Source organism: Nocardia sp. NBC_00416 (genome assembly GCF_036032445.1).
In the GTDB taxonomy this organism is placed as follows: Bacteria; Actinomycetota; Actinomycetes; order Mycobacteriales; family Mycobacteriaceae; genus Nocardia.
In genome coordinates, this window is the sequence record NZ_CP107932.1 from 7,337,309 (window position 1) to 7,353,780 (window position 16,472).

Annotated in this window: 17 protein-coding genes and 1 pseudogene; 12 read left to right on the forward strand and 6 right to left on the reverse strand. The window is 69.8% G+C overall.

Annotated features, from left to right (window positions below; all coding sequences use genetic code 11):
* Window positions 1-285 precede the first annotated feature (285 nt).
* From OG804_RS32035 to OG804_RS32055, 5 genes are all read left to right on the forward strand, one after another.
* Window positions 286-864, forward strand: coding sequence for a GNAT family N-acetyltransferase (locus OG804_RS32035; RefSeq protein ID WP_328392446.1), 579 nt, complete (start codon window positions 286-288; stop codon window positions 862-864).
* A gap of 118 nt (window positions 865-982) precedes the next feature.
* Window positions 983-1,654 (forward strand): hypothetical protein, encoded by a 672-nt coding sequence (locus OG804_RS32040; RefSeq protein ID WP_328392448.1) that lies wholly within the window; start codon window positions 983-985, stop codon window positions 1,652-1,654.
* Window positions 1,655-1,775: 121 nt separating this feature from the next.
* Window positions 1,776-2,195: a VOC family protein gene (locus OG804_RS32045; RefSeq protein ID WP_328392450.1), complete on the forward strand. Its 420-nt coding sequence runs from the start codon at window positions 1,776-1,778 to the stop codon at window positions 2,193-2,195.
* A gap of 136 nt (window positions 2,196-2,331) precedes the next feature.
* Complete coding sequence (gene ppc, locus OG804_RS32050; RefSeq protein ID WP_328392452.1) at window positions 2,332-5,133, forward strand: phosphoenolpyruvate carboxylase; 2,802 nt, start codon at window positions 2,332-2,334, stop codon at window positions 5,131-5,133.
* Between the two features lie 127 nt (window positions 5,134-5,260).
* A complete protein-coding gene (locus OG804_RS32055; RefSeq protein ID WP_328392454.1) occupies window positions 5,261-5,752 on the forward strand; it encodes a pyridoxamine 5'-phosphate oxidase family protein in 492 nt (163 codons plus the stop codon).
* A 62-nt stretch (window positions 5,753-5,814) separates the two neighbouring features.
* On the opposite strand, the gene OG804_RS32060 is transcribed toward OG804_RS32055, so the two are convergent.
* Entirely contained in the window at window positions 5,815-6,138 is a 324-nt protein-coding gene (locus OG804_RS32060; RefSeq protein ID WP_328392456.1) for an AzlD domain-containing protein, read from the reverse strand.
* On the reverse strand, window positions 6,135-6,809 hold the full coding sequence (locus OG804_RS32065; protein ID WP_328392458.1) for an AzlC family ABC transporter permease: 675 nt from the start codon (window positions 6,807-6,809) through the stop codon (window positions 6,135-6,137). Before OG804_RS32065 ends, OG804_RS32060 begins: the two co-directional genes overlap by 4 nt.
* 63 nt (window positions 6,810-6,872) lie before the next feature.
* Here OG804_RS32065 and OG804_RS32070 point away from each other — a divergent pair, with 63 nt between their 5' ends.
* Window positions 6,873-7,457, forward strand: a complete 585-nt coding sequence (locus OG804_RS32070) for a helix-turn-helix domain-containing protein (protein ID WP_328392460.1) — start codon at window positions 6,873-6,875, stop codon at window positions 7,455-7,457.
* Between the two features lie 67 nt (window positions 7,458-7,524).
* Here the strand turns inward: OG804_RS32070 and OG804_RS32075 are convergent, their stop codons facing one another.
* From OG804_RS32075 to OG804_RS32090, 4 genes and pseudogenes are all read right to left on the reverse strand, one after another.
* The gene (locus OG804_RS32075) at window positions 7,525-8,325 is read right to left on the reverse strand and encodes a crotonase/enoyl-CoA hydratase family protein (RefSeq protein ID WP_328398899.1); all 801 of its coding nucleotides are present in this window, start codon (window positions 8,323-8,325) and stop codon (window positions 7,525-7,527) included.
* Between the two features lie 421 nt (window positions 8,326-8,746).
* Window positions 8,747-8,839 (reverse strand): annotated as a pseudogene (locus OG804_RS32080) (DNA alkylation repair protein); the annotation flags it as partial.
* Window positions 8,840-8,842: 3 nt separating this feature from the next.
* The gene (locus OG804_RS32085; RefSeq protein WP_328392462.1) at window positions 8,843-9,859 is read right to left on the reverse strand and encodes an aldo/keto reductase; all 1,017 of its coding nucleotides are present in this window, start codon (window positions 9,857-9,859) and stop codon (window positions 8,843-8,845) included.
* A 17-nt stretch (window positions 9,860-9,876) separates the two neighbouring features.
* Window positions 9,877-10,311 carry a VOC family protein gene (locus tag OG804_RS32090; protein WP_328392464.1) on the reverse strand — a complete coding sequence of 145 codons (435 nt, stop codon included), beginning with the start codon at window positions 10,309-10,311 and terminating at the stop codon, window positions 9,877-9,879.
* A gap of 307 nt (window positions 10,312-10,618) precedes the next feature.
* On the opposite strand from OG804_RS32090, the gene argC reads away from it, so the two are divergent.
* From argC to OG804_RS32120, 6 genes are read left to right on the forward strand one after another with little or no spacing between them, the layout of a single operon-like run.
* On the forward strand, window positions 10,619-11,671 hold the full coding sequence (gene argC, locus OG804_RS32095) for an N-acetyl-gamma-glutamyl-phosphate reductase (RefSeq protein ID WP_328398901.1): 1,053 nt from the start codon (window positions 10,619-10,621) through the stop codon (window positions 11,669-11,671).
* Window positions 11,668-12,879 carry a bifunctional glutamate N-acetyltransferase/amino-acid acetyltransferase ArgJ gene (argJ, locus tag OG804_RS32100; RefSeq protein ID WP_328392466.1) on the forward strand — a complete coding sequence of 404 codons (1,212 nt, stop codon included), beginning with the start codon at window positions 11,668-11,670 and terminating at the stop codon, window positions 12,877-12,879. The genes argC and argJ overlap by 4 nt, the downstream gene beginning before the upstream one ends.
* Window positions 12,876-13,793 (forward strand): acetylglutamate kinase, encoded by a 918-nt coding sequence (argB, locus tag OG804_RS32105; RefSeq protein ID WP_328392468.1) that lies wholly within the window; start codon window positions 12,876-12,878, stop codon window positions 13,791-13,793. Before argJ ends, argB begins: the two co-directional genes overlap by 4 nt.
* Entirely contained in the window at window positions 13,790-14,989 is a 1,200-nt protein-coding gene (locus OG804_RS32110; protein ID WP_328392470.1) for an acetylornithine transaminase, read from the forward strand. Before argB ends, OG804_RS32110 begins: the two co-directional genes overlap by 4 nt.
* Window positions 14,986-15,930, forward strand: a complete 945-nt coding sequence (gene argF, locus OG804_RS32115) for an ornithine carbamoyltransferase (protein WP_328392472.1) — start codon at window positions 14,986-14,988, stop codon at window positions 15,928-15,930. Before OG804_RS32110 ends, argF begins: the two co-directional genes overlap by 4 nt.
* The gene (locus OG804_RS32120) at window positions 15,927-16,436 is read left to right on the forward strand and encodes an arginine repressor (RefSeq protein ID WP_328392474.1); all 510 of its coding nucleotides are present in this window, start codon (window positions 15,927-15,929) and stop codon (window positions 16,434-16,436) included. Before argF ends, OG804_RS32120 begins: the two co-directional genes overlap by 4 nt.
* Window positions 16,437-16,472 lie beyond the last annotated feature (36 nt).

Genomic DNA, 16,472 nt, shown 5'->3' on the forward strand with positions numbered 1-16,472 from the left:
GCCGGCGCGGTGATCCGCTGTACCGCGGAGCCGGTTCCGGCGGCCGCCCGGGCGGCGTTCGACTCGGCGGCCCCGCCGGCGCCCGGCGGTCGGCCGCGGTGTCGAAGTCTTGGTTGCCGATCGGTGAACACCAGGGGGTGTAAACGGAACGTAACAGTGTCCAGAGTTCGACGACACGCGACCGGAAACGATGTTTCGCCCTGTCCGTTTCGTTAACCTCGGGAACACCATCCGGAGTGGCCGAGTGGTGTGGCGCGAACGGCCAAGGGTGTGGAGGTACCGAGCGTGGGTACACCGTCGGCGATCGATGTGCGGGCCCGCGGCCCGCGGCTCTATCACGTGCAGCAGGACCATCCGCTGGCTATCGCCCTGCTCGCGGAACTCGCCATCGACTACAGCACCCGGTACGGCGATACCGCCGGCGCGATCCATCACCGGCTCAGGGACTGCCCGGCCGCCGATTTCGCCGACCCGCTCGGAGACCTGGTGGTGCTGGTGGAGCACGGGGAACCGGTGGCCGGCGGAGGTTTCCGCCGACGCGATCCGACGACTGCCGAACTCGAACGGGTGTGGACCGCGCGCGAACAGCGGCGGCGCGGCCTGGCGACCCGGGTGCTGGCGGAGTTGGAGGCGGGCATGATCCGGCTCGGCTATCGGCAGGCGTGCGCGGCGATCGGCGATCGGCAACCCGAGGCCCGGCGGCTGTACACGACGGCGGGATACACCGAGGTGCGGTCCGGGCCCCAGCGGCGTGACCGGCCGTTCCGCTTCGAGAAGGTGCTCGGAGCCGATCCGCTGGTGCGCGGTGGGACACCGGAAGGCGCCGCGATCCCGATCCCCGGCCGGGTGCGTCGGCGGGTGTGACGCCCGTGGGCGCCGGGCCGCGTCGCCGCCTCCCGACGGCCGAGCGCCGGGTGAACCGGCAGCCGACGGCAGTATCGTCAGCGGCCGGGCCCGGCATCCGTGGCCGGAAAGGACGCCTGTGCTCGCCTCGTTGTCGTTCGCGGTCCTCGCCGCCGGTCAGCTGGCGCTGGTCTGCTGGTGCGGTGTGCGGTTCCGGCGTACCGCCGACCGCATCCTGATCGTTCCAGCGGTGGTGTGCGCGGCGCTGGTCTACGACAACGCGGTGCTCGCGGCGGGTCGCTGGGTCGGCGCGGGCGCCGCCCTCGAGACCTGGTCGGCTCCCCGTTTCGTGGCGCATATCGTGCTCACTCCACTGCTGATGCCGTGGGCGGTCGCCGCCGCGGGCCGGGCCGGTGTCGGATGGGCGCGCACCGAGTGGGCGCGCGCGGCGGTCTACGTGGTGACGGGAGCGGTGATCGCGACGGGGGTCTTCGGGGAATTGATCTCGCTGACCCTGGTCCCGGCGCAGTGGTCGGGGACCGTGCGCTACACCACCGCCCACGCGTCGATCGCCGGGCTGCTGCCGCCCGTCGTGACCGTGCTGGTGGTGCTGGTCGCGGCCGGCGCGGTGTGGCGCGTGCGTGGCTACCGCACCTGGACGGTGACCACGGTGACGATGACGGTGGTCTCGGCCGCGATGCCCCCGATGCTGCTCACCAACTGCGCCGAACTGGTCTTCGCCCTGGGGACGGTGGCGACCGCCGTCCGGCTGTCCGAGTCGTCGCCGACGCCTGCCACGAGCACGAGGTGATCGGTTCCGCCGCGCACGATGAATTCCGGCCGTGGGCGACGTCTTCTGTGTTGTTCCGCCGACTCGGACCGATCCCGAGCCGGCCCGGTAACCGGACGAGCCCTGAACGAAGGAGAGACGGATGAGCACTGGAAAAGATCTGGCACTGTCGCATGTCGGCCTGCTGGTCGGCGATCAGCAGGAGGCGCTGGAGTTCTATCGGGATGTCATCGGTCTCGAAGTGCGCGCGGATATGCCGTTCGGCCCGATGCGCTGGGTGACCGTGGGCCCCGCCGGACAGCCCGGTATCGAGTTCATCCTGGAGATACCGTCGATGGTGCCCGACGACGAGCAGCGCCGGGAGGCCGAGCGACGGCTGGCCACGGGCGCGCACGGGACGCTGATCTTCACGACGGACTCGGCCGACGACACCTTCACGCGGTTGCGCGACGCGGGTGTCCGGGTCACTCAGGAGCCGGCCGATCAGCCCTACGGCGTGCGCGACTGCGGATTCGCCGATCCCTGGGGGAACTTCCTGCGCTTCTCCGAACCGCTGGGCTGAGCGGGCCGCGGCGGCCGCGACCTGTGCCGACGGGCCGATACGGGCCGCGAGTGCCGATGCTCGGCGCGCACCGGTTCGGCCGGGCCGTGTGCGTCGTCACAGCTCCCGGCGCGGTCGCCGACCATACTGTCTGACCATGGGCGATGCGCAGACCGCTGAAGGAAACGACGCGACCCTGCCGCTGCGCGAGGACATCCGGTTCCTCGGCGGCGTACTCGGTGACACCATCCGCGATCACGAGGGCGCCGACGTCTTCGATCTGATCGAGCGGGTGCGGGTGGAGGCATTCCGGGTGCGGCGGGAGGAGGTGAAGCGCAGCGCGGTCGGTGAGATGCTGGCCGGGGTCGACATCACTGTCGCGCTGCCGCTGATCCGGGCGTTCAGTTATTTCGTCCTGCTGGCCAACCTCGCCGAAGACATCCAGCGCGATCGCCGCCGGGCCGCGCACGAGGCGGCGGGGGAGGCGCCCCAGGATTCCTCGCTGGCCGCGACCTACCGGAAATTGGACGCGGCGGGGTTGCCGGGGGAGCGGGTGGCGGAGTTGCTCGCCGACGCGCTGGTGTCACCGGTGATCACGGCGCACCCCACCGAGACGCGACGCCGGACGGTGTTCGATACCCAGACCAGGGTCACCGAGCTGATGCGGCAGCGGCAGCGTGCCCCCGAGTCGGAGCGGCCGCGCCTGGAGCTCGAGATCCGGCGGCAGGTGCTGACCCTGTGGCGTACCGCGTTGATCCGGTTGTCGCGGTTGCGGATCCAGGACGAGATCGCGGTCGGACTCCGCTACTACGAGCTCACGCTCTTCGATGTCATTCCGGCGATCAACGCGGGGGTGCGGGCGGCGCTGGGGTCGCGCTGGCCCGAACAGCGACTGCTGCCCGAGCCCATCCTGCGGCCGGGTTCGTGGATCGGCGGTGACCGCGACGGGAACCCGTACGTGACTGCGGAGGTGGTGCGTACTGCCGCCGGGCAGGCCGCCGGGGTGGCGTTCGGACGCTATCTGCGGGAGCTGGTGCAGCTCGAGAAGACGCTGGCGTTGTCGGCGCGGCTGGTCCCGGTGACCCCTGAGCTGCGCGCCCTCGCCGATCAGGGTTATCCGGACCCGAAGACGCATGCCGACGAACCGTATCGGCGGGCGCTGTACGGGATCCGGGTCCGGCTCACCGAGACCGCGCGGCGAGCGCGCGGCGCGCTGGAACCGCAAGCCTACGGCCCCCCGGACTTCGAAGCGTTCTGCGCCGATAACGGAACCGGGGCGCGCCCCTACGCGACCCCGCAGGAGCTGCTCGACGATCTCGACACCGTCGACACCTCCCTGCGGGCCGGCGGTGACGGGTTGCTCGCCGACGACCGGCTGGCGGCGTTGCGGTATGCGGTGGAGACCTTCGGATTTCATCTGCAGGGCCTGGATATGCGGCAGAATTCCGAAACCCATGAGCAGGTCGTCGCCGAACTGCTGGCCTGGGCCGGTGTGCACCTGGATTATCCGAGCCTGTCCGAACCGGAGCGGGTCGAACTGCTCACCAAGGAACTGCGCACCCGGCGGCCGCTGCTGGGCCGGCAGGCGCGGCTCAGCGATATCGCGACCAAGGAGCTGGGGATCATCGGGGCGGCCGCCGCGGTGGTGGCCGAACTGGGCGCGGACGCGGTACCCAACTACATCATCTCGATGTGCACCTCGGTCAGTGATCTGCTGGAGGCGGCACTGCTGCTCAAAGAAGGCGGACTGCTCGACCCGGGCGCCGCCGACAGCGGTCCGTCCAGTCCGGTGGGGATCGTCCCGCTGTTCGAAACGATCGAGGATCTCGCGGCCGGCGCGTCGACACTGGCCGCGGCACTGCGGGTGCCGGTGTACCGGGATCTGGTGGCCGCGCGCGGTATGCGCCAGGAAGTGATGCTCGGATACTCCGATTCGAACAAGGACGGCGGATATCTGGCCGCGAACTGGGCGCTCTACCGCGCGGAGCTGGATCTGGTGGAGCTGGCCCGCGAACACGGGATCCGATTGCGGCTGTTCCACGGTCGCGGCGGCACCGTGGGCCGCGGCGGCGGCCGCAGCTACGACGCGATCCTCGCCCAGCCCGCCGGTGCGGTGCGGGGCGCGTTGCGGCTCACCGAACAGGGGGAGGTCATCGCCGCCAAATACGCCGAACACGGTGCGGCGCATCGCAATCTGGAATCGCTCATCGCGGGCACCCTCGAATCGACGCTGCTGGATGTGGAGGGGCTGGGCGCCGACGCCGAACCCTCCTACGCGCTCATGGACGAACTCGCCGCCCGGGCCCGCGCCGCGTACGCACAGCTGGTGCACGAGACGCCGGGATTCGTCGAGTATTTCCGCCAGTCGACCCCGGTCGCCGAGGTGGGCGATCTGAATATCGGCAGCCGCCCCGCGTCCCGTAAACCGACCAATTCGGTGTCCGACCTGCGGGCCATCCCGTGGGTGATGGCGTGGAGCCAGGCCCGGGTGATGCTGCCCGGCTGGTACGGCACCGGCACCGCGCTCGAGGAATGGGTGGACGGGGACCCCGACCGGCTCGCCCAGCTCTCCGACCTGTACCGGCGGTGGCCTTTCTTCCGTACCGTGCTGTCGAATCTGGCGCAGGTGATGGCCAAGAGCGATCTCGCGATCGCCGCCCGCTACGCCGAATTGGTGGACGATATCGATCTGCGGGAGCGGATCTTCGGGATGATCGAGCGCGAACACGCGCGCACGGTGGCCATCCACGCCGCCATCACCGGCAACGACCATCTGCTGGCCGACAACCCGTCGCTGGCGGAGTCCATTCGCAACCGGTTCCCGTATCTGGAACCGCTGAACCAGTTGCAGGTCGAGTTGCTGCGCCGATTGCGTGCCGGCGACGACTCCGAACTGGTCAAACGCGGCATCCTGCTCACTATGAACGGATTGGCCACGGCGCTGCGCAACTCGGGGTGAGAGGTACCCGCGAGCGGGGCGCCGCGGCCGGCGAGTACTCGGGCCCGCCACGGTTCGGGCGGTCGTGTTCGGCGGTATCCGGCCCGGCGCCACCTGCGCCGGCGTCTTCCGTCGTACCGTCGCCTGTATGACGACATGGAGCGAATTCACCGCCGAGGCGCCGCGGATCAGCGAGATCTTCCGTCGTCGCCACAGCGCGACCAGCAACCTGTGCATGCTCGCGACCTTGCGCTCGGACGGATTCCCGCGGATCAGTCCGGTGGAGCCGATCATCTTCGAGGAGAGACTGGTGATCGTCGGGATGCCGGGTACCACAAAATTCCAGGACCTGGTGCGTGATCCGCGCTTCTGCCTGCACACCGCCACGGTGGACACGATGGTGGCCGAAGGCGACGCGAAACTCTTCGGCGTGGTGGTCGACGACCCGGATACCGCACTGCACTCGCGTTTCGCCGAGTACCTCTACGACGACAGCGGTTTGGATCTGCGGGGGCAGCCGTTCGATCATTTCTTCGTGGCCGATCTGAGCTCGGCGTCGTCGGTCGAGGTCGGGGACGACCTGATGAAGGTCACCATCTGGAAACCGGGCCAGGGCGAGCGCCTGGTCGAGAAGCGGTGAGGGCGGCCGCTATCGGCGTCGCTCCATGTGCGTCCGGGTCCTAACCGACGGATGCCGCCCGCTCACGGGACGCCCGCCAACCGGAGGGCGGCAGTCGTCGCCGCCGCGGCCACCAGGACCAGTGGCAATGGCATCCGGAAACGGCAGAGCACACCCGCGACCAGCACGCCCGCCGGGCGGGCGAACCCGGCGGGTGCGGCGTCCTCGGTCAGGCCGGTGGTGAGTACCAGGGCCGCGAGCACCACGACCGACGAGTTCTCCAGGAGTTGTGTCGTCCGGGCCGACAGTGCGATCCGTGATCCCAGCGCGGGGCCGGCGAGCCGGAGAGCGAACGTTCCGGCCGCCAGCGCGAGTGCGGCGCCGACCAGGTAGCCGAGGTGGTTCATCGGCGGCCGGTTCGCGGGATCGTGAGGACAACACCCGCCGTGGCCAGCAGAATCGGCAGGCCGGGCGGCAGGAACGGTGTGGCCGCCAGTGCGAGGGCCGCGCCGGCCAGTGCGCCGCGCCGGACGGCGGGCGCGCTCAGCGCGGGCATGATCAGCGCCAGCAGCACCGCCGGGAACACCGCGTCCACACCGAATGCGCCGGGGTCGGGAATCGCACTGCCGGCCAGGCCGCCGAGGAAGGTTCCGGCCGGCCAGGCCGCGAGGATCCCGAGCCCGCAGGCCAGGTAGGCGGCGCGGCTCTGCGTGGCCGTGCGCTGGCCCAGTGCGACCGCCACGGTTTCGTCGTTGAGCAGGTGGGCGCGGCGGACTCTGCGCCAGCCGGTGCCGAAGACGTCGGGGACCGAGAGTCCGTACGCGATATGGCGAACGTTGACCAGCAACCCCGCGAGGAGCGCGGCGATCGGGCTGCCACCGGCGACGACGATACCGAGGAACAGGAACTCCGAGCCCCCCGCGAGAACGAGGACACCCAGGGCGACCGGAAACCACAGGGGCAGTCCCGCCGCGACCGCCGTGGCGCCGTACGACGACCCGGCCACGGCGACGGCTACGCAGAGGGCGGTGATCACGGGGCGGGTCGGCCGGTCGACTGTTCGCCATAACGAACGCATGGCTACCATGGTGAACGTCACCGAGACGTTCGTCAAACCGAACATATGACTGATGGAGCGAACATGACGCAGCGTGATGGGAGTGGGGCCGGGGACTCGATCCGGACGCCGCAGCAGGTGATCGCCGCCTCGCTGCGCCGCGAACGCATTCGCGCGCAGCTGTCGCTCTCTGAGGTGGCCCGTCGGGCGGGCGTCGCCAAATCGACACTGTCCCAACTCGAGTCGGGCACGGGTAACCCCAGCCTGGAAACCCTGTGGGCGTTGTGCCTGGCCCTGGAGGTGCCCTTCTCGCGCCTGCTGGACCCACCGCGCACCCAGACCAGGGTGGTGCGAGCCGCGGAGGGGCCCGCGGTATCGGCGGCCGAGGCCGATTACCGGGCCACCTTGCTGGCGGTGAGCCCGCAGGGTGTGCGCCGCGACATCTACCGCATCGCCGCCGAACCCGGTCGCCGGCGGTCCTCGCAACCGCATATGCCCGGGGTGGTCGAGCATGTACTGCTCGGCACGGGCCGTGCACTCGTCGGCACGGCCGACGATCCAGTGGAACTGACGCCAGGTGACTACATCGCCTACCCGGCCGACGTACCCCACGTCTTCGAAGCCCTCGAACCCGCCACGGTGGCCACGCTGATCTCGGAATACTCCTGACCCGCGACGTTCGAACGGCGTTCCGGGCGCGGCGGCGGCCGGTCCGCGGGTTCCGGGCCCGGTGCGGTCAGTCGCCGGTGAACCGGGGCGCGCGGCGTTCGAGCATGGCCGCGACCGCCTCGTCGTGGTCGGCCGTGTGATGGGTGATGGCCTGCATCGCGGCGGAGAGTTCGAGCAGCGTCTCCAGGCTCTGGTGCTGGCCCTCGCGCAGCAGGCGTTTGGTCATCCGCAGGGCGTGCGGCGGGTTGACGGCGATCTCGGCGGCGAGCTGGAGCGCGGTCTCCAGTAGGCGGTCGGGTTCGACGACCTCGTTGACCATGCCCCAGTCGAGGGCGGTGGCCGCGTCGATGGCGGCGCCGGTGAAGGCCAGCTGACTGGCGCGCGCCATCCCGACCGCACGCGGCAGCAACCAGGCGCCGCCGTCGCCCGGGATGAGGCCGAGACGGACGAAGCTCTCCGCGAACGTCGCCGTGGTCGCCGCGATCCGCATATCGCACATGAGGGCCAGATCGCAGCCCGCGCCGATCGCCGGGCCGTTCACCGCCGCGATGGTGGGGATCTCGCAGTGGTAGAGAGCTTTGGGGATGCGCTGGATGCCGTGCCGATAGCCCTGGCGCAAGTCGGCGGGGGCGCCGCCGAACATACCGGCCTTGTCCCGCATGTGCTTGACATTGCCGCCCGCGCTGAACGCTGTGCCCGCACCGGTGAGGATCGCCACCCGGATCGACTGGTCGCGGTTCGCCTCGCGTACCGCGTTCTCCAGGGCGTCGATCGTCGCCTTGTCGGAGATCGGATTGCGCTGCTCGGGATTGTCGATGGTCCAGACGACGACGTCGCCGGTGCGCTCCACGCGCACGGGTGCGGTCACGGTTACTCCTCGGGCCACGGTGCTGCGGTCACCGGAAACAATGCCCGATCCGTTCGGCGCGGGCGAGCGCGAGGTGCGGTTCGGGGCGACGGTCGGCGGTGCGCACGGCACGTCGCTGCGGATCTGGGGCTCCGCCGCCGCAGTGGCGTCCGCCGGCGCCGGTGTGGGCTGTCGTTCATCGCCGTGGCTCCGGCGGTTGTGCTCGTGGACCAACCGCGCGGTGAACCCCGCGAGGTTGCGTGTCCGTGATTCCACTCGGGACAGGATCTCGCCGAGCTCGGTATCGGAAGCCGCGGTGAGGTCGCCGGCGAGCAGGGTGTCGATTGCCTGATCCAGGACGCTCAGCCGGTCCCGGAACGCGCGATTCGAACACATGTTCTAATGCTAGCCGATGGGGGCTGGTTGTCAGTGCCGACTGTGTCTACTCGGCGTGCCGACGGCGCACCATCTCGGTGATCCAGATGGGCGCGAACGGGGAGGTGCAGTTCGGTGGAGTCGGGTAGTCCTCGAGGAGGGGTCAGGCGCGATCCTCGACGCGCCGGGAGCTCTCGCCGAAGACCCACGGCGAGGTCTGGGCGATGAAAGAGGTCGGGAACGTGGGGCCGAACCCGGTCGACTCATCCAGTCGGCGAGCGGCCTCGGCGGGCAGATCGAGGTCCAGCGTCGCGAGGTTGTCGGTCAGCTGCTCGACGGTCCGCGCGCCGATGATGGGGTGAACGTTGCGCGAGCGCGACCGCACCCAGGCGAGGGCGACCTGGGACGGAGTGGCGCCCAGTTCGTCGGCGACCAGTTGGACCACCTTCGCGACATCGAGGTCGTGCGCACTGATCTGGCCGGGGTCGAGGCGCCGGGGCGCGTCGCTCGCCGCGCTGGTGTACTTGCCCGACAGGACACCGCCGCCGAGCGGGCTCCAGGCCGCGACGGTCATCCCGAAGGATTCGGCCATGGGCAGCAGTTCGTTCTCGATATCCCGGTTGAGCAGGCTATAGGGCACCTGGAGACCGGCGAAAGGCGACCAGTCGCGCCACTCGGCGAGGGTGTTGGCACGGGAAACGATCCAGGCCGGCGCGTCGGAGATCCCGATATAGAGGACTTTGCCGGACCGGACGGCATCGTCGAGCGCCCGCATCGTTTCCTCGACGGGGGTGTTCCGATCCCAGAGATGCACCCAGTAGACGTCGAGGTAGTCGGTCCGCAATCGACGCAGGCTCGTTTCCAGTGACAGAGTCAGGTTCTTGCGGTGGTTACCCGCCGCGTTGGGGTCGGCGCCGTCACGGGAAACGGTGTACTTGGTCGCCAGCACGAAACGGTCTCGGCGCCCGGATAGCAGTTCGCCGAGGAATTCCTCGCTGGCGCCGCCGCGGTAGTTGATCGCGGTGTCGACGACATTGCCGCCGGCGTCGGCGTAGGCATCCAGGATGCGCCGGCATTCGTCGAGCGGGGCTCCGACACCGCCCTGCTCGCCGAAGGTCATCGCGCCGAGGAACAACTCGGATACGCGCAGGCCGGTTCGGCCGAAAAGTCTGTAACGCAAGGGTTCTCCTCAGTGACTCAGGCGCCGAACGCTTCGGCTGCCGCCTGCGCGATCTCCTCGGGTGAGACGTCGCGGAGGTGCTGGGAGATGCCCCAGCGGTGCCCGAACGGGTCGATGATCTGTCCGTGCCGTTCGCCCCAGAAGACATCGGCGAGGGGGTGGAACACCTCGGCGCCCGCGTCCAGCGCGCGTTTCCAGAGAGCGTCGGCGTCGGGCGTGGCTATCTGCAGCGCGCCGTAGGTGCCACCCAAGGTGAGCGGCGAGACGATCCCCTGTGCGGGGAACTCGTCGGCGATCATGACCGCCGAGTCGCCGAAGGCCAGTTCTATCGTGAGAACCTTGCCGTCCGGCAGTGGGATCCGGCTGCGCTCCTGGGCGCCCAGCGCCTCGGTGTACCAGCGTGCGGCGCGCGCCACGTCACGCACGACGAGATGGGGGGTCAGAGTGGCCACGGCTGTGCCCTTCCGGAAAACGTTCGCCGAGGAGCGACCGGCGGTCGTGTATCGAATGTCTCCGGGGCGCTGTCCGTACTTTGCTCCCGCGCCCGGTGGCAGGTCCGCGTCGGGTGCCCACGGATCCCGGCTGTCGCAACATCCGCACGGCCGCCGCTATTCCGCCGCTTGCCATTTCGGCGCCGCGGACCTCGGTCGCCGATGCGAACCGGGGCGTCCACGTGGGCTTGCCGAAGTCGGGCGCGAACCACGTTGTGAATGAGCTTGCATGGTCGTGCATAATCATCACATGGCTGATCTCACGGATATGCCCGACCGGAACGGACCCCTGCGCGTGGCCGTCGCCGGTGCCAGTGGTTACGCGGGCGGAGAAGTGCTGCGCCTGCTGCTGGGCCATCCGGAGTACCGAGCCGGGCGCCTCGAGATCGGGGCGCTGACCGCCGGCAACAACGCGGGCACGGCCCTGGGCGCGCTGCAACCGCAGCTGCTGCCCCTGGCGGACCGGATCCTCGCCCCGACCACGGCCGCGGAACTGGCCGGTCACGACATCGTCTTCCTCGGCCTGCCGCACGGGCAGTCGGCGGCGCTGGCCGCAGAACTCCCGGATTCGACCGTGATCATCGATTGCGGCGCGGATTTCCGGCTCACCGACCCCGCGGCCTGGGACCGGTACTACGGCGGCCCGCACGCCGGGAGCTGGCCGTACGGGCTGCCGGAACTGCCCGGCGCGCGAGACGCGCTCCGGGGCGCGACTCGTATCGCGGTGCCCGGCTGCTACCCGACCGTCAGCAGTCTGGCGCTGGCTCCCGCGATCGCGGCCGGGATCGTCGAGCCGACGGTGAACATCGTCGCCGTCAGCGGCACCTCGGGCGCGGGGCGCAAACTGGATGTGGGTCTGCTCGGTTCGGAGGTCATGGGTTCGGCGCGGGCGTACGGCGTCGCCGGCGCGCACCGGCACACACCCGAGATCACGCAGAACCTGTCGGCGGTCGCCGGCGCGCCGGTCCGGGTGTCGTTCACCCCCGTGCTCGCGCCCATGCCGCGAGGAATCCTCGCGACCTGCACCGCGCCGGTGCGGGTGGACGCGACCGAGGTCCGCGCGATCTACGAGAAGGCCTACGCCGACGAGCCCTTCGTGCATCTGCTGCCCGAAGGTGTGCTGCCCCAGACCGGCGCGGTCCTCGGCGCCAATGCCGTCACGCTGCAGGTCGCGGTGGACGCCGATGCCGGCCTGCTGGTGGTGATCGGCGCGATCGACAATCTGACCAAGGGCACCGCGGGCGGCGCGGTGCAGTCCATGAACCTGGCCCTGGGCCTGGACGAGACCGCCGGGCTGTCCACCGTAGGAGTGGCGCCGTGACCACCGACAAGAACGGAAACCTCGTGCACAACCAGGGCGTCACCGCACCCCTCGGCTTCCGCGCGGCGGGGATCGCCGCCGGGATCAAGACCAAAGGCGGTCCCGATCTCGCGCTCGTCTTCAACGAGGGCCCCGACTACGCCGCGGCCGGTGTGTTCACCAGCAACAAGGTGAAAGCCGCACCGGTGCTGTGGTCGCAGCAGGTGCTGAAATCCGGGCGGCTGCGCGCGGTGATCCTCAACTCCGGTGGCGCCAACGCCTGCACCGGTCCGCAAGGGTTCCAGGACACGCACCGCACCGCCGAGGAACTCGCCACGGCGCTGAGCAACTGGGGCACCGAGACCGGAGCCGGTGAAGTCGCGGTGTGCTCCACCGGGCTGATCGGTGACCTGCTGCCGATGGACAAGATCCTGCCCGCGATCACCGAGATCGTGCACGAGATGGGCGGCGGGATGTCGGGCGGCACCGACGCCGCGCACGCCATCATGACCACCGATACGGTGTCGAAGGAAGCGTCGCTGCACCATCCCGGCAAGTGGAACGTCGGCGGGATGGCCAAGGGTGCGGGCATGCTGGCGCCGTCGCTGGCGACCATGCTGGTGGTGCTCACCACCGACGCCGTCGCCACCGCCGAGCAGCTCGATACCGCGTTGCGGCGGGCCACCCGGCTCACCTTCGACCGGCTCGATGTGGACGGGTCGATGTCGACCAACGACACGGTGTTGCTGCTGGCCAACGGCGCCAGTGAGGTCAGCCCCACCCAGGCGGATCTGGACGCGGCCGTGCTCGCGGTCTGCGACGATCTGGCGGGTCAGCTGATGGCGGACGCCGAAGGCGTCACCAAGCGGGTCCTGGTCACGGTCGAGGGGGCGCGCAGCGACGACGACGCGCTCACCGCGGCCCGGGTGATCGCCCGGGACAGCCTGGTCAAGACCGCAATGTTCGGCTCCGACCCGAACTGGGGTCGGGTACTGGCCGCGGTCGGCACCGCCCCGATCGACCTGGATCCGGACCTCATCTCGGTGTCCTTCAACGGTTCTCCGGTATGCGTCGACGGCACCGGTGCGCCGGGCGCGCGCGAGGTGGATCTGTCGGGCGCCGATATCGCGGTCGTGGTAGATCTACGGCTCGGCTCGGGGACGGCCACCGTCCGTACCACCGACCTGTCGTACGGCTATGTCGAAGAGAACTCGGCATACAGCTCATGACCGAAGCCATCCACGCTATGTCCGCGCTGGACAAAGCGCATATCCTCGCCGGGGCCCTGCCCTGGCTGCAGAAGTTCCGCGACAAGATCGTGGTCGTCAAATACGGCGGCAACGCCATGATCGACGACGATCTCAAACGCGCGTTCGCCGCCGATATGGCCTTCCTGCGGACGGTGGGCGTGCACCCGGTGGTCGTGCACGGGGGCGGGCCGCAGATCTCGGCCATGCTGAAACGCCTCGGCATGACCGGGGAGTTCCGGGGCGGTTTCCGGGTCACCACACCCGAGGTGATGGATGTGGTGCGGATGGTGCTGTTCGGTCAGGTCGGGCGCGAACTGGTCGGGTTGATCAATGCGCACGGACCGTACGCGGTCGGCATCTCGGGAGAGGACGCCCGGCTGTTCACCGCGACCCGCCGCACCGTCGATGTCGACGGTGCGGCCACCGATATCGGGCTGGTCGGCGATGTCACCGATGTGCACCCGGACTCGGTGCTCGACCTGATCCGTGCGGGCCGGATCCCGGTGGTGTCCACCATCGCGCCGGACGCCGACGGCGTCGTGCACAACATCAACGCCGATACCGCCGCGGCCGCGCTGGCCGAGGGGATCGGGGCGGAGAAACTGGTGGTGCTCACCGACGTCGAGGGCCTGTACACCGATTGGCCCGACCGGTCGTCGCTGACCAGCGTGATCGACACCGACGCGCTGGCGGAGCTGCTGCCGTCACTGGATTCGGGAATGGTGCCCAAAATGGAGGCGTGCCTGCGCGCCGTCCGGGGCGGGGTACCGGGCGCACACGTTATCGACGGACGCGTGCCCCATGCGGTACTGCTGGAGCTTCTCACCGGGGAGGGGATCGGAACCATGGTCACACCATCATCGGCGGACGAGGAAAACGGAGTCGGAGCATGAACACTGCGCAACTGCGGCAACGGTGGTCGAACGTGATGATGCGCAACTACCCCACCCCGGAGGTCGTACTGACCCGGGGGACCGGTGCGGTGGTGTACGACGCGGACGGCAACCGCTTCATCGATTTCGTGGGCGGAATCGCGGTCAACAGTCTCGGTCACGCGCACCAGGCCGTCCTGAGCGCGGTGATGGATCAGCTCGGCACGCTGGGCCATGTGTCGAATCTGTACGGCAGCGAGCCGGTGATCGAACTCGCGGAAACCCTGCTCGGGCATTTCGGTGACGGCGACGGGCGCGCGTTCTTCTGCAACTCCGGCACCGAGGCCAACGAGGCCGCCTTCAAGCTGGCCAGGTTGACCGGTCGCCGCAAGATCATCGCCTGTGACGAGGCGTTCCACGGCCGCACCATGGGTGCGCTCGCGCTCACCGGCCAGCCCGCCAAGCGGGCGCCGTTCGAACCCATGCCGCCCGGTGTGGTGCACGTGCCCTACGGTGACGCGCGAATCCTCGAGCGCGCGGTCGATTCCGATACCGCCGCAGTGTTCCTGGAGCCGATGCTCGGCGAGAGCGGCGTGGTCGTCCCACCGATGGACTATCTCGTTCGGGCCCGGGAGATCACCGCGCGGGCCGGAGCGCTGCTGATCCTCGACGAAGTGCAGACCGGCATCGGCCGCACCGGAAAGATGTTCGCCCACCAGTCGTTCGGCATCACCCCCGACGTGATCACCCTTGCCAAGGGGCTGGGCGCGGGGCTGCCGATCGGCGCGGTACTGGCCACCGGGGACGCCGCGGAGCTGTTCACCCCGGGGATGCACGGCACCACCTTCGGCGGCAACCCCGTCTGCGCGGCCGCGGCGCTGGCGGTGCTGCGCACGCTCGAGGAGGACGGGTTGCTGGAACACGTCGAATCGGTCGGGAAACGGCTCAGCGACGGGATCGCGGTGCTCGAGCATCCGCTGATCTCCGAGGTGCGCGGCGCGGGACTGCTGATCGGGATCGGTCTCACCCAGCCGGTGGCGGCCCGGGTGGAGGCCCACGCGCGGGCGGCCGGATACCTGGTGAACCCCGCCAAGCCCGATGCCGTGCGGCTCGCCCCGCCGCTGGTGCTCACCGAAACACAGGCCGACAATCTGGTTCTGGATCTGCCCGGAATCCTCGACGAGGCGCTGGCCGAAACGGAAGGAACCCGAGGATGACCGCCGTCCGGCATTTCCTACGCGATGACGACCTCACGCCCACCGAACAGGCTGAAGTGCTGGCCCTGGCCGCCGAACTCAAGAAGAGCCCGTTCGCGCACCGGCCGCTGGAGGGCCCGCGCGGTGTCGGGGTGATCTTCGACAAGAACTCCACCCGCACCCGGTTCTCCTTCGAGCTCGGGATCGCCCAGCTCGGTGGGCACGCTGTGGTCGTGGACAGCCAGACCACCCAGTTGGGGCGCGACGAGACCCTGGCCGACACCGGGCGCGTGCTGTCGCGCTACGTCGAGGCCATCGTCTGGCGGACCTTCGGGCAGCGGCGCCTCGAGGAAATGGCGTCCACCGCGACCGTTCCGGTGGTGAACGCGCTGTCCGATGATTTCCACCCCTGCCAGGTGCTGGCGGATCTGCTCACCATCACCGAGCACAAGGGCGGGCTGCGCGGGCTGCGGCTGGCCTATTTCGGTGACGGCGCCAACAATATGGCGCATTCGCTGCTGCTCGGCGGGGTGACCGCCGGCCTGCACGTGCGGATCGCCGCCCCGGCGGGGTTCCTCCCTGATCCCGCGGTGGTAGAGGCCGCTCAGGCGCGTACGGCCGAAACCGGTGGCAGTATCACCGTGACCGAGGATCCGCGGGTGGCGGCCGCCGGCGCCGACGTACTGGTCACCGATACCTGGACTTCGATGGGTCAGGAATCGGACGGCCTGGACCGGGTCGGCCCGTTCCGTCCCTACCAGGTGAACGCCGAGCTACTGGCCCGGGCGGGCGCGGACGCGATGGTGCTGCACTGTCTGCCCGCACACCGCGGCGAGGAGATCACCGACGAGGTGCTCGACGGGAAGCAGAGCGTGGTCTGGGATGAAGCCGAGAATCGGCTGCACGCGCAGAAGGCGCTGCTGGTGTGGCTGCTGGGACATCAAGGCGCGCGGCGCCGATGAGCGAAGCCCGAACGCATTCGGCAGGCCCGATAACGGCGGCCACCCGGGCCGGTCGGCAGTCGCGGATCATCGCGCTGCTGGCCGCGCATCCGGTGCGCAGCCAGACCGAACTGGCCACGCTGCTCGCCGCCGAGGGGATCGAAACCACCCAGGCGACACTGTCGCGTGACCTGGACGAACTGGGCGCGGTCAAACTCCGGGCCGCCGACGGCGGTGCGGGCGTCTATGTGGTGCCCGAGGACGGCAGTCCGGTGCGCGGGGTCACCGGTGGTACCGGCCGGCTGACGAAACTGCTCGGTGATCTGCTGGTGTCCACGGATTCCAGCGGCAATATCGCTGTCCTGCGCACGCCGCCGGGGGCCGCGCACTTCCTGGCCAGTGCGCTGGATCGGGCGTCGCTGCCGTTCATCGTCGGCACGATCGCGGGGGACGACACCATCGCGGTGATCGCCCGTGAGCCGCTCACCGGCGCGGAGTTGGCGGCGAAGATCGAAAACCTGGCCTGACGTGCGGTGCGCGGTGCCGGTCGGACCCGGCGTGCG